Source organism: Sphingopyxis sp. GW821-FHT12C06, from assembly GCF_058807415.1.
The window spans coordinates 1,048,387-1,061,462 of record NZ_JBXAQR010000001.1; the positions used below are offsets into that span (position 1 = coordinate 1,048,387).

A 13,076-nucleotide genomic window follows, 5' to 3' on the forward strand; every position below is an offset into this window, starting at 1 on the left:
AGACACGTCCGTAGAGGCTCTGGCCTATTCGTTCGCCCCCATGACGACCGACGCCGGCGCGGCTGCGGTCGGTGGAGGCATGAGTGGCGGCCTGCTTGCCGGACTGGGCGCATTGCTCGTCGGTGGCGGCGTGGCCGCTGCTGCAGGCGGCGGTGGTGGTGGCGGTGGCGGCGGCGGAACCCCTCCGGTTGACACGACGCCGCCTGCTGCCCCAGTCGTCGCGCCGACCAATGGCAGGGTGGTCACGGGAACGGCCGAGGCCGGCTCAAGCGTCCGCATCGATGTGAACGGCGATGGAAGCATCGAAGGGACCGTCACGGCAAATGCGACGGGCAACTGGACCTTCACCCCCCCCACGCCGCTCGCAAATGGCACGACGGTACGGGTGACGGCAGCTGACGCTGCGGGTAATGTCTCGGCGCCAACGACGGTGACCGTCGATGCTGCAGCACCTGCAGTGCCCGCGATCGGCGACGTCGTCGACAATGTCGGCGCTATTCTCGGCAGTGTCGCCAATGGCGGCGTCACCGACGATACGATCCCCGTGCTTTCGGGGACGGGGGCCGAGGCGAATGCCACGATTACCGTCTATGATAATGGCACCGCGATTGGCACGACGACCGCCAGTGGGACGGGCGCGTGGAGCTTCACGCCGGGCACGGCCTTGCCGGCCGGCGCGCACAGCTTCACGATCAGCGCGACCGACGCGGTGGGCAATGCCAGCGCCCAGTCTGCGCCTTATGTCATCACCATCGACATCACGGCGCCCGCGATTCCGGCGGTCGGCGGGGTGGATGACAATGTCGGCGCCATCATTGGCAATGTCGCCAATGGTGGCTCGACCGATGACACCATTCCCGTGTTGTCGGGAACGGGTGCCGAGGCGAATGCCAAGATTACCGTCTATGACAATGGCACCGCGATCGGCACGACGACCGCCAGTGGGACAGGCGCGTGGAGCTTCATACCAGGCGCGGCTTTGCCCGCTGGCGCGCACAGCTTCACGATCAGTGCAACCGATACTGCGGGCAATGCCAGCGCCCAGTCCGCGCCCTATGTTATCACGATCGACACTACGGCGCCCGCGATCCCGGCGGTCGGCGGGGTGGATGACAATGTCGGCGCCATCATTGGCAATGTCGCCAATGGTGGCTCGACCGATGATACGATCCCCGTTCTTTCGGGTACGGGCGCCGAGGCGAATGCTACAATCACGGTCTATGACAATGGCACCGCGATCGGCACGACGACCGCCAGTGGGACAGGTGCGTGGAGCTTCACGCCGGGTGCGGCTTTGCCGGCCGGCGCGCACAGCTTCACGATCAGCGCGACCGATGCCGCGGGCAACGCCAGCGCCCAGTCCGCGCCCTATGTCATCACTGTCGATACCACGCTGCCCGCGATTCCGGCGATCGGCGGGGTGGATGACAATGTCGGCACCATCGTGGGCAATGTCGCCAACGGCGGCTCGACCGATGACACCATTCCCGTTCTTTCGGGGACGGGTGCCGAGGCCAATGCGGTCATCACAGTCTATGACAATGGCACCGCGATCGGCACGGCTAACGCCGATGGCGCAGGTGCGTGGAGCTTCACGCCGGGTGCGGCTTTGCCCGCCGGCGCGCACAGCTTCACGATCAGCGCAACCGATGCCGCTGGCAACGCCAGCGCCCAGTCCGCGCCCTATGTCATCACTGTCGATACCACGCTGCCCGCGATCCCGACGGTCGGCGGGGTGGATGACAATGTCGGCACCATCATTGGCAATGTCGCCAACGGCGGCTCGACCGATGATACGATCCCCGTTCTTTCGGGTGCGGGCGCCGAGGCCAATGCCACAATTACAGTCTATGACAATGGCACCGCGATTGGCACGACGACCACGAATGGCGCCGGTGCTTGGAGCTTCACACCTGGCGCCGCCTTGCCGGCCGGCGCGCACAGCTTCACGATCAGCGCGACCGATGCCGCGGGCAATGCCAGCGCCCAGTCCGCGCCCTATGTCATCACTGTCGATACCACGCTGCCCGCGATCCCGACGGTCGGCGGCGTAGATGACAATGTCGGCGCCATCGTTGGCAACGTCGCCAACGGCGGCTCGACCGATGATACGATCCCCGTTCTTTCGGGCGCGGGCGCCGAGGCCAATGCCACAATCACCGTCTATGACAATGGCACCGCGATCGGTACCGTCAATGCCGATGGCGCCGGTGCGTGGAGCTTCACACCGGGCGCGGCCTTGTCGACCGGCGCACACAGCTTCACGATCAGCGCAACCGATGCCGCTGGCAACGCCAGCGCCCAGTCGACGCCCTATGTCATTACCATCGACATTGCACCGCCTGCGGTGCCGGTGATCGGCTCGATCGCCGACAATGTCGCCCCGATCCTCGGACCCGTTCTCGACGGCGGTGCGACGGATGATACGCTGCCGACACTTTCGGGGACGGGTGCCGAGGCGAATGCGGTCATCACCATCTACGACAATGGCACTGCGATCGGTACGGCCAACGCCGACGGTGCAGGGGCGTGGAGTTTTACGCCAGCTTCGCCGCTGACGTCGGCGGTGCATAGCTTCACGATCAGTGCGACTGATGCTGCGGGCAATGCCAGCGTGCAGTCGGCGCCCTACGTCATCACGATCGATGCAGTGGCTCCCGCCGCCCCCGTCATCGTCAGTGTCACCGACAATATCGGCACCGTGATCGGCCTCGTGACCAATGGCGGCTTTACCGATGATACCATACCGGTATTGGCGGGGACGGGCGCCGAGGCCAATGGCCTGGTGCGCGTTTTCGACAATGGCACGCTGATCGGCACCACCACTGCCAATGGTGCGGGTGCGTGGAGCTTTACGCCTGGCGCGCCGCTCACCGAGACCAGTCACAGCTTTACCGTCACTACGCGCGATGCTGTCGGCAACGAAAGCCTGCCTTCGGTCGCCCATGTCATCACGGTCGATCTCACCGCGCCGACCGCGACAATTGCGATCACCGGGATCTCGGACGATACAGGCACGCTCGGCGACTGGATGACCGACGACACGTCACCCACGATCAGCGGAACGCTGAGCGCGGTGCTCGCCACCAGTGAACGTGTCGAAGTGAGCCTCGACGGTGGCGCGACCTGGACGTCGGCGACGGCTTCGGGGACGAGCTGGTTCTACGGTCCCGGCAATCTCAGCCTCGGCGCGCACACTATCGACGTTCGCGTGATCGATGCGGCGGGCAATGTCGGTAACAGCGACAGCCAGGCGATCACGATCACGGATGTCAATGTCGGACCGATCGTCCAGGCCACCAGCGCATCGCTGCTGGGGCTGATCAGCGCGGAAGCGCTCGGGCTGCTCGACCTCAGCGGGCAATCGCTCGCTGCTGTCGATCCCGACGGCAATTTGTCGAGCGTCGTCGTTCGCTATGCGCCGTTGCTGGCGCTCAATCTTGGTGCCTATACGCTCACGGGTTCTGCCGCTCTCGCGGCCGAACTCGGGCTTCAGGTCAACATCGTCAATGACCCGGGGATTCTCGGGATCATCGCGCCGAGTTCGACGATGACCATCGTCAAATCGGGCGGCGGTGCGATCGACAATCTGGCGATCAACGAATTCCTGAACTCGGTGCATTTCAACCAGGATCTCACGCTGGTCGGCCTTCAGGTGCTCAGTTCGACGACCATCATGGGCATGGACACTAATGGTCTGTCGAACACCACCGCCACAGGCACCTTGGCTGATCTCAGCCTCATCAACCAGAACGGCAATCCGACGCTGATCGAAGGTACGGCTGGCGCCAATACGCTCAACGGTGGCGCGGCGAACGAACGCATTTATGGCTATGGCGGCAATGATATTCTTCATGGCGGCGGCGGGAATGACCTGATCCGCGGCGGTGCGGGGGCCGATGAAATATACGGCGATGGCGGCAACGACCTCCTGGTCTATGACGCTGCGGATACGCTTATCGATGGAGGCACCGGAACCGACATTCTGCTCGTCGACAGCGGAACGGTGATCACGCTCGATGCGCTCACCAACGTCCGCAATATGGAACGGATCGATTTGGGCCACGGCGATAGCGGTCGCACCGCCACGATCGACGAGGCTGGCGTGCTCGCCGCTACCGACAGCAACCGCCAGATCATCGTGACCGGCGAGAGCAACGACAGCGTCAATCTGACCGGTGCGGTCTATCAGGGGCAGACCTTGATCGACGGCCACGCCTACAATCATTACGTTCTCGGTACCACCACCGTGATGGTGGAGGATGCCGTGGCAGTAATGGTTATTTGACACTGGACAGTGGCACTTAAACGCATCACTTATTGGCAATGAAAACAAAACGCCCGGTTCTCTTTTGGATCTATGCCTCAAGAGTATCGGGCGTTTTGATTTCCGGAGTTTTCCTTTCCGGAACGGCATTTTCGGCGGAATGTCAACAATCCGATGACGCTCCTTTGGCTGCCGCATCGCCGGCAGATGCCGCTCCGCAATCCGAAGGCCGAATCGATATCGTCGATGCAGTCGGGCTCACACTGTCGCGCCACCCCGATGTCGCGCGCGCGATGGCGACGCTGGCTCGTGGGCGCGCCGACTTGGGAGCCGCGCGCAGCGTGTGGACGCCGCAGCTATCCTATCATGCCAATGTCGGCCCCAATATGCTCTCGGGCAAAAGCGGCTCGGGGCTCAACGACAATATGGCGGGCCCCAGCCTGTCGCTTAACCAGCTTGTCTGGGATTTCGGCCGCTCCAAGGGCGAGATTGGCTATGCCGCCTCGACAGAAAAGCAGCGCGGCTTCGAACTCGAAGCCGTCGCGGACGAGCTCGCCGAACGCGGCGCGGTTGCCTTTCTCGACGTCAAACGCTTCGAACTGCTCGTGCTGGAAACCCAGAAACATGTTCGCTCGCTGGAGCGGCTGCGCGGGCTGATCGCGCTGCGGGCCAATGCCGGGATTTCGGACCGGTCCGATCTGTTGCTCGCCGATGTTCGCGTCGAAAGCGCACGTGGCGACGAAATTCGGGCGAGGTCTTCGCTGACCGTTGCCAAGGTCACGCTTGCCAATCTGATCGGCGGCATCGCGGATAGCTATGCCGACCCCGGACCGGTGATCGACGGGTTCAAAGAGCGCGAGGCCGAGCCCGAGTTCGCGCAATTGCCGGTGATCGCGGCCGCCGAGCAGGCAGAAAAGGCCGCCGCAGCACGCATCGGCCAGGCGCGTGCCGAACGCTATCCGCGGCTCGGGCTGCAACTCGGCTATAGTCGCAACAATTACAGCTATAATTCGCGCGACAACGGCTTCACCGCGATGATGACGGTGTCGGGCGATCTTTATCGATCCAGCAATCGCTATGTGGTGCGTGCCGCGGAAGAGGATCGCCGCGCCGCCGAAGCCGTCAAGCAATCGGCGGTACTCGATGCGCGCGGGCGGGCGCTCACCGCGCGCGAGGAAATCCGCGGCGGCTATCAGCGGATCGACGCCTATCGCAATCAAGAGAAGCAGGCGGTGTCGGCGAGCCGGATCTTTTTCGAGGAATACAAGCTCGGCAAACGCAGTCTGACCGACCTGCTCAATGCCGAGCTTGAAATCTATCGTGCCGCCAGCGCGCGGATTGGCGCCGAGTATGACATTATGACGGCGCGGGTGCGCTACGAGACGGTCTATGGCAAACTGCGGCAATCGCTGGGCCTTCCGTCTGACCTGAGCGAGGGGGAAAATGGTGGCGGATGACGTGGTCGAGTCCGTGCCGCACTGGGGCGCTGCGCTGGTGGCGGTCGCCGGGCTGAAGGGCGTCAAGATCACCGAAGCCGAGCTCGCCGGGCGGCTGGCATGGGGCAATCCCGCCGAAACCACCGAGGCAAGGCTCGTCGCCGCCGCACGTTCGGCGGGGCTCAAGCTCGATATTGTGCCGGCCGCGCTCGACGATGTTCCTGACATGATGCTCCCCGCGATCTTCGCGATGCGCGACGGCACCGTCGCGATCGTGCTGGGCCGCAGCGCCGACAGCGCCGAGATCATCCTGCCACGCCTGCTCGACAATAGTCCGGTGCAGCTTCCGCTCGCTGAATTTCGCGAAAAGGCGAACGGGCGCGTCGGCTTTGTCGAACCGCTCTCGACCAAAACGCGCGACGCGCGGGTTGAGGCGTTTCTGCGCAAGCCTGCCAAAAGCTGGCTGCGCGATGCGATCATCGGTCATCGCAGCGGTTATCGCGACATCATGCTCGCTTCGCTGTTTGGCAATCTGCTCACCTTCGGCACGTCGCTGTTCGCGATGCAGGTCTGGGATCGCGTCATCCCGGCACAATCGATTCCCACGCTTTGGGTGCTCGCGCTGGGCACCGGGATCGCGCTGTTGCTCGAGCTGTTGCTGCGAACCGCCCGTGTGGCCATCGTCGATCGTATCGGCCGTGAAGCCGATATGGCGATTTCGGCGCGGGTCTTCGCGCGCGCGCTCGACATCCGCAACGACGCCCGGCCGCGATCGACCGGCGCTCTGATTGCACAGTTGCGCGACATCGAGCAAATCCGCGAATTGCTGACCTCGACCACGATCGCGGCGATTGTCGATCTGCCTTTCATCATCCTGTTCCTTATCTTGTTCACGATGCTCGCGGGGCCGCTGACCTTCGTGCTGGTTGCCGCCGCGCTGTTGATCGCATTGCCTGGAATGCTGCTGCAACGTCCGCTGGCGAAGCTCGCCAGGGAAGGCATGCGCGAGAGCGCGCTGCGCAACGCCATTCTGGTCGAATCGATCGAGCGCGTCGAGGAAATCAAGGCCACCCAGTCCGAGGCGCGCTTCCAGTCGCTGTGGGAACGCTTCAGCGATACCGGTACGCGCATCGGCGCCAGCCAGCGTTTTCTGTCATCGCTGTTTGTGAACTGGACACAGACGCTTCAGCAGCTCGCCTATACCGCGGTCGTCGTCTTCGGTGCCTTCCAGGTGATGGATGGTAATATGACGATGGGCGCGCTCATCGCCTGCTCGATCCTCACCAGCCGTGCGCTCGTCCTGTTCATTCCTTTCGGCCAGATTTTTACGCGCTGGCAGAATGCGAAGATCGCAATCGCGGCGCTCGACGATCTGTTCGACAAACCCGTCGATCACGATCCCGATCAGGGGCTGCTGCGGCGCACCGTTTTGCGCGGCAACTATGAACTGGAGGGTGTCAGTTTCGCCTATGACGCCGAATCCGCACCGGTGCTGCGTGTCGACCGGCTGACGATCCGTGCGGGGGAGCGCGTCGCGCTGCTCGGCCGGATCGGAGCAGGAAAATCGACGCTGCTGCGCCTCCTCGCGGGCATGGCGCAGCCCGGCAGCGGGCGGATGCTTCTTGACGGGACGAGCATGGGTTTGGTCAGCCCGGCCGATATTCGCCGCGAGGCCGCTTATCTGGGGCAGGGGGCGCAGCTGTTCCTCGGCACGGTCCGCGAAAATTTGCTCGTCGGCACGCCGGCAGCTCGCGACGAAGATATGCTGGCGGCGCTGGCGGTGAGCGGCGGATTGCCGCTGGTGCAGAGCCAGGCGCATGGTTTTGACCTGATGCTGCAGGAAGGCGGCGTCGGGCTTTCGGGCGGACAGCGACAGACGCTGCTCCTTGCGCGCACGCTGTTGCGCAATGGCAATATCCTCCTGCTCGACGAGCCATCGGCGCCGCTCGACGAGCTGAGCGAGCGCAATCTCGTTCAGCAACTCGGCACCTGGCTCGGCGGCCGGACCTTGGTTGTCACGACCAACCGGCCCGGCCTGCTCGAACTCGTCGATCGCATTGTCGTCATTGACAATGGGCGGGTCGCACTCGACGGCCCCAAGGCGAAGGTGCTCGCCGCGCTATCGGGTGGGGGGAGTGCAGCCGCCACCACCACTGCCGCCGACAAGTTGCAGGGGCAGCCCGCATGATCGCCTTCGTGCGCCGCAAGACGGTCGAGCCCGCCCTTCCCGGCGTGTCGGGTGGCTACGACGATGGCTGGCTGACGCGCTTCGAAAAGATCCGGATCATCCCGATCATCTCCGTCGGTATGGCCGCGCTGCTGGTCTGGGCCTATTTCGGCGCGCTCGACGAGGTTACAATCGGTGTGGGCAAGGTCACGCCTATCACGCGTTCGCAGGTGATCCAAAGCCTTGAGGGCGGGATCGTCGATGGCATCTTCGTCCATGAAGGCGATATCGTCCGGCCGGGTCAAAAGCTTGCGACACTCGATCGCGCGCGCTTCAGCTCCACTTTGGGCGAGGCGGAGGCCAAGGCACGGACATTGGAGGCTAGCGCCGCGCGGCTTGAAGCCGAAATCAGCGGCGGCACGCCGCAGTTCAGCGAAGCCGTGCGCCAGACCCCCGGGCTGATGGCGCGCGAGCTCGAACTGCTCCACTCGCGCCGTCAGAATCTTCAGGTCGCCACCGCCAGCCTACGGCAATCACTCACGCTGGTCCGGCGCGAACTGGCGATGACGGCGCCGCTTGTGGAGTTGGGCGCTGCCAACGACGTCGAAGTGATCCGTCTCCAGCGTCAGGAGAATGAGCTTCAGGCCAAGCTCGATTCCTTGCGCAACCAGTTCGTGATCGATGCCAACGCCGACTATGCCAAGACCCGTTCCGAGCTCGAGGTCGTCAACCAGGTGATGAGCGGTCGCCGCGACCAGCTCAACCGTACCACGATCGCCTCGCCCGTGCGCGGGATTGTCAAGAATCTCGAAGTCTCGACGATCGGCGGGGTGATCCAGCCTGGCGGATCGCTGATGGAGATCGTGCCGCTGGGGGACGAGCTTCTGATCGAGGCGCGCGTCAGTCCGCGCGACATTGCCTTCATCCGCCCCGGCCTTCCGGCCACGGTAAAGATCACCGCCTATGATCCCTCGATCTACGGCTCGCTCGCCGGCACGGTCGATCGTATTTCGCCCGATACGCTGCAGGACGAGGTGCGTCGCGACCAGGTCTATTACCGTGTCTTCATCCGCACCAAACGTTCAAGCCTGCGCACCAAGGATGGCCGCGATCACGCGATCATGCCCGGAATGGTCGCGTCCGTCGAGATCCGCACGGGCCGCAAGACCGTAATGGATTATATGCTGAAGCCGATCAACAAGGCGCAGGAAGCGATGCGCGAGCGCTAAGGCGCACGACCCGCTAGCTTCCTTCGGGCCAATAGAGGCGCATCGGGTTGACGACGAGCAGCTTGTGCTGGAGCGCCGCCGTTGGCGCAATCCGCGGGATGACATCGACCAGCCCGCCGTCATCGGGGATGCGATGCTCCATATTGGGATGCGGCCAGTCGGTGCCCCAGAGGATGCGATCCTGATACGCCTCGACCAGCGGTGCGACCGCCGCGACGAAATCATTATAGGGCTCGCCCTGCGGCGACAGGCGGTCGGGGCAGGTCACCTTCGTCCATATGTCGTCGCGGCTGTCGAGTAGTGCACGGAAGGCGCGCATGTCGGCGCCATCGGGGCCCTGCGCGATGTCGGGGCGCCCCATATGGTCGATGACGATCGGCACGGGGATCGCAGCGAGAAAGGGGCGCATCTCCTCGAGAATGTCGGCCTCGAAATAAACCACCACATGCCAACCAGCGGGTAGCCTGTGCGCGAGTTCGAGGAATTTGTCCTTGGGCGCATTGTCCACAAGCCGCTTGAGGAAATTGAAGCGCACGCCGCGCATTCCCTGCGCATGAAGTGCCGCGAGATCGGCATCCGAAATCGCCGGATCGACCACCGCGACCCCGCGTGCCTTACCGTTCGATTTTGCGATCGCATCGAGCGTCGCGCCATTGTCGGTGCCGTGGCAGCTCGCCTGGACGATCACATTGCGCGCGAAGCCCAGATGATCGCGTAGCGCGAACAGCATCTCGGGCCCGGCGTCCTGCGGCTGATATTTGGCCTGCGGGCTGAACGGAAAATCGGCGGCGGGGCCGAACACATGACAATGCGCATCGACCGAGCCGGGCGGCGGCACAAAGCGCGGCTTCGATGGCTGCCCGGTCCAGCTGCGGATGCGGCCCTGTTCGTCGGCACTCATGCGAATATCACCCCGTCCATCAGCTTGCGTGCGGTGCGCAGCAGCGCCGCGGTCGCGACCTCGCCGTCCGGGCCCAGCTCGAGCAGGCAGCTCATCTCGCCGGTTGGATGCTCGATCGACAGCGTCTTGCGGCGGCCATCGGGGACGACCGCCACCTCGGCAGCGGGTGATCCGTCGATCAGGCATGCGGTCGCGACGCTGACCGCGCCGAGGACGCCGATCGTGACATGCGCGCGGTGCGGAATGAAGCTGCGGACCGTCACCGCGCCGCCATACGCGGGCGGGGCGACGAGCATCATTTTGGGGACCGATTTTTCGGTGACGTTGCCCAGGTTCATCATCGGCCCGGCCTTCAGCCGGATCGCCTCGATCCGCGCCTTGAGTTCGGTGGCGGCATCCAGCTCCTCGCGGCTTTCCTGTCCGGTGGCGCCGACGTCGCTCGCCCGGAACACGACGCACGGCATGCCATTGTCGATCAATGTGCAGGCGACCCCGTCGATGACGTCCGCCGCATTTCCGGTCGGCAACAACGCGCCGCACGACGATCCGGCGGTATCGCGAAATTCCAGCGGGATTGGCGCGGCGGTTCCCGGTACCCCATCGATCCGCGCCTCGCCGTCATAGGTCGGGACACCGCCGGGGGTCCGAACCGTCGCCACCGCGATCTGCCCGGTGTTGACCATGAAGATTGCTACCCGCGTCTCGTCACCGGTCGCGGAGACGAGCCCGCGTTCGATAGCAAATGGTCCGACCCCGGCGAGCATATTGCCGCAGTTCTGGCTGTCGGAAACAATGGCCTGATCGACGAAGACCTGCAGGAAGAGATAGTCGACATCGACGCCTTCGCGGGCCGAAGCCGACACGACCGCGACCTTGGACGTCAGCGGGTCGGCACCGCCCATGCCGTCGATCTGGCGCGGGTCGGGCGATCCCATGGCGCGCAGCAGGAAGGCGTCGCGTTCGGCGGTGTCAGCGGGCAGGTCGCCAGCGACGAAGAAGCCGCCCTTCGACGTTCCGCCGCGCATCCACATGCAGTGGACGCCATCATTCATAAACAAGGCCCATCGCTTCGAGCTTGCCGCGCATGGCGTAGATGTCGAGCCCGAGTTCGCCCGCCGCGAGGCGCTGGCGCTTGACTTCCTCATTGGCTTCGCGCGCCTGCGCCTTTGCCAACACGGCGGCGGCATCGGCACGTTTGACGACGCAGACGCCGTCGTCGTCCGCCACAATCACATCGCCTGCTTCGATTGCTGCGCCGGCGCAGATGATCGGCACATTGACCGATCCCAGCGTCGCCTTGACCGTCCCTTGCGCGAAAACCGCTTTCGACCAGACCGGAAATCCCATCGCAGTCAGGTCGCGTATGTCGCGCACCCCCGCGTCGATCACCAGTCCCCGGCATCCACGGGCCATCGCCGATGTCGCCAGCAGATCGCCGAAATAGCCGTCCTCGCAGGGGCTGGTCGGGGCGAGGACGAGAATGTCGCCCGCCTGCAATTGCTCGATCGCGACGTGGATCATCCAATTGTCGCCGGGAGGCGCCGATATGGTGACGGCCGAACCGGCGACCCGCGCGCCGGGATAGATAGGGCGCATGCGGCTGGCCAGCAGGCCGATCCGGCCTTGCGCTTCGTGCACGGTGGCAACCCCGCAAGCGGCGAGCCCAGCGATCACCGATGCTTCGGCGCGGGCGATGTTGCGGACGACGCGTCCTGCCATGATATTCTCCTGAATGTAGGGGAGGGCATAGGCCGCAGCCGGGCGTGCGCTCAATTCACAACTATGCGCTGCCAATAAGTTTTTGCTATATATGCACCGATGTTATCGCCGTTTGATCTTAACCTGCGGCACCTGCGCGCACTCACCGCGATCATGGCGCACGGTACGATGAATGCTGCGGCCGATGCGGTGCATATTTCGCAGCCCGCGCTGACTCAGGGGCTGGCCAAGCTTGAGCGGCAGCTGGGCGTGTCCTTGTTCGATCGCCGTCCCGACGGGGTGGTGCCCACGGCGGCGGGAATGCTCATGGCCGGGCGCGCGGCTGCGGCGTTCGCGCATCTGGGCGCCGCGATGCGCGGGGCCGCCCGACGCGGCGGGCGCGGCTTTGCGCGGCCCGAGCAGTTGATGACCGCCAGCCAGCTCCAGGCGTTTCTTGCGCTGGCCGATGCGGGAAGCTTTGTCGGCGCGGCGGGGGTGACGGGGGTGTCGCAACCCGCGCTCCACCGTGCGACGCGTGACCTTGAGCAGGTTTGCGGCGTGCCGCTCGCCGAACGGCGTGGCCGCGGGGTCGTGCTGACCGTTGCGGGGCGTGCACTGGCGCGCGGTGTCCGGCTTGCCGCGCGGGAAATCGGCGCCGGGATTGCCGAGCTTTCGGGCGAAGAGGAGAGCGGCGTGATCGCGGTTGGCGCGATGCCGCTTTCGCGCGCACTGCTTTTGCCCAAGGCCATAGCGGGCTTTGTCACCGGATCGCCGCGCGCGCTGGTTGATGTCGTCGAAGGGTCGTGGCGTGAGCTCGTCGATCCGCTCCGCGACGGGGTGATCGACCTGATGATCGGCGCGTTGCGCGACGAGGCGCCGCAGGGTCTGGAGCAGCATCCGCTGTTCACCGACCGGTTAGTGGTGATCGGGCGCGCGGGGCATCCGCTGGCGTCCGCTACCGATCCCGGTCTCGATGACCTGTCGCGGTTCGGCTGGATCGTTGGCCATGCGAATGCGCCGCTGCGTACGCATTGGGACGCAATGTTCGAGGGGCACAGCCCTCCCGAAGCGCCGATCGCCTGTGGTTCGGTCATGGTGATCCGCGGCATTCTTGTGGATAGTGACCTGCTCACGCTGTTGTCACCCGATCAGGTGGCGCTGGAGATCGAGAGCGGGGTTCTTGCGGCAATCGGGCGGCCACTGGCGGGCGGAGTGCGGACGATCGGTATTACGACCCGTATCGGCTGGCGACCGACGGCCGCGCAGCGTCGCTTCATTGCCCTGCTCGAAAGCGCGGCCATGGAAACAAGAATTCCGGAAAATAAATAGCCTGTCGGGCAATTGGATTGGCGGCTGTCCTGCACGCTGCCTATGCCCG

At 64.7% G+C, this 13,076-nt stretch carries 8 protein-coding genes; 5 read left to right on the top strand and 3 right to left on the bottom strand.

Features of this window, described 5'->3' with window-relative positions; translation table 11 throughout:
• Window positions 1-40 precede the first annotated feature (40 nt).
• The 4 genes from AC1RRJ_RS04710 to AC1RRJ_RS04725 all read left to right on the top strand — a co-directional run bounded on the left by AC1RRJ_RS04710 (window position 41) and on the right by AC1RRJ_RS04725 (window position 9,099).
• Window positions 41-4,288: an Ig-like domain-containing protein gene (locus tag AC1RRJ_RS04710; RefSeq protein WP_493120713.1), complete on the top strand. Its 4,248-nt coding sequence runs from the start codon at window positions 41-43 to the stop codon at window positions 4,286-4,288.
• Between the two features lie 164 nt (window positions 4,289-4,452).
• Complete coding sequence (locus AC1RRJ_RS04715; protein WP_493120556.1) at window positions 4,453-5,724, top strand: TolC family protein; 1,272 nt, start codon at window positions 4,453-4,455, stop codon at window positions 5,722-5,724.
• Window positions 5,711-7,891 carry a type I secretion system permease/ATPase gene (locus AC1RRJ_RS04720; RefSeq protein WP_493120557.1) on the top strand — a complete coding sequence of 727 codons (2,181 nt, stop codon included), beginning with the start codon at window positions 5,711-5,713 and terminating at the stop codon, window positions 7,889-7,891. The genes AC1RRJ_RS04715 and AC1RRJ_RS04720 overlap by 14 nt, the downstream gene beginning before the upstream one ends.
• Complete coding sequence (locus AC1RRJ_RS04725; protein ID WP_493120558.1) at window positions 7,888-9,099, top strand: HlyD family type I secretion periplasmic adaptor subunit; 1,212 nt, start codon at window positions 7,888-7,890, stop codon at window positions 9,097-9,099. Before AC1RRJ_RS04720 ends, AC1RRJ_RS04725 begins: the two co-directional genes overlap by 4 nt.
• A gap of 13 nt (window positions 9,100-9,112) precedes the next feature.
• Here AC1RRJ_RS04725 and AC1RRJ_RS04730 read toward each other — a convergent pair whose 3' ends face one another.
• From AC1RRJ_RS04730 to AC1RRJ_RS04740, 3 genes are read right to left on the bottom strand one after another with little or no spacing between them, the layout of a single operon-like run.
• Complete coding sequence (locus AC1RRJ_RS04730) at window positions 9,113-10,000, bottom strand: amidohydrolase family protein (RefSeq protein ID WP_493120559.1); 888 nt, start codon at window positions 9,998-10,000, stop codon at window positions 9,113-9,115.
• Window positions 9,997-11,052, bottom strand: coding sequence for a 4-oxalomesaconate tautomerase (locus AC1RRJ_RS04735; protein WP_493120560.1), 1,056 nt, complete (start codon window positions 11,050-11,052; stop codon window positions 9,997-9,999). Before AC1RRJ_RS04735 ends, AC1RRJ_RS04730 begins: the two co-directional genes overlap by 4 nt.
• Window positions 11,045-11,719: a 4-carboxy-4-hydroxy-2-oxoadipate aldolase/oxaloacetate decarboxylase gene (locus AC1RRJ_RS04740; RefSeq protein ID WP_493120715.1), complete on the bottom strand. Its 675-nt coding sequence runs from the start codon at window positions 11,717-11,719 to the stop codon at window positions 11,045-11,047. The genes AC1RRJ_RS04735 and AC1RRJ_RS04740 overlap by 8 nt, the downstream gene beginning before the upstream one ends.
• 99 nt (window positions 11,720-11,818) lie before the next feature.
• Between AC1RRJ_RS04740 and AC1RRJ_RS04745 the strand changes: the two genes are divergently transcribed.
• Window positions 11,819-13,027, top strand: coding sequence for a LysR family transcriptional regulator (locus AC1RRJ_RS04745; protein ID WP_493120561.1), 1,209 nt, complete (start codon window positions 11,819-11,821; stop codon window positions 13,025-13,027).
• The last annotated feature ends 49 nt before the right edge of the window (window positions 13,028-13,076 follow it).

Excerpts from the sequence above, each read along its gene's own strand:
- AC1RRJ_RS04710 (WP_493120713.1), top strand. The coding sequence starts at position 41 with ATGACGACCGACGCCGGCGCGGCTGCGGTCGGTGGAGGCATGAGTGGC.
- AC1RRJ_RS04720 (WP_493120557.1), top strand. The coding sequence starts at position 5,711 with ATGGTGGCGGATGACGTGGTCGAGTCCGTGCCGCACTGGGGCGCTGCG.
- AC1RRJ_RS04725 (WP_493120558.1), top strand. The coding sequence starts at position 7,888 with ATGATCGCCTTCGTGCGCCGCAAGACGGTCGAGCCCGCCCTTCCCGGC.
- AC1RRJ_RS04730 (WP_493120559.1), bottom strand. The coding sequence starts at position 10,000 with ATGAGTGCCGACGAACAGGGCCGCATCCGCAGCTGGACCGGGCAGCCA.
- AC1RRJ_RS04735 (WP_493120560.1), bottom strand. The coding sequence starts at position 11,052 with ATGAATGATGGCGTCCACTGCATGTGGATGCGCGGCGGAACGTCGAAG.
- AC1RRJ_RS04740 (WP_493120715.1), bottom strand. The coding sequence starts at position 11,719 with ATGGCAGGACGCGTCGTCCGCAACATCGCCCGCGCCGAAGCATCGGTG.
- AC1RRJ_RS04745 (WP_493120561.1), top strand. The coding sequence starts at position 11,819 with ATGTTATCGCCGTTTGATCTTAACCTGCGGCACCTGCGCGCACTCACC.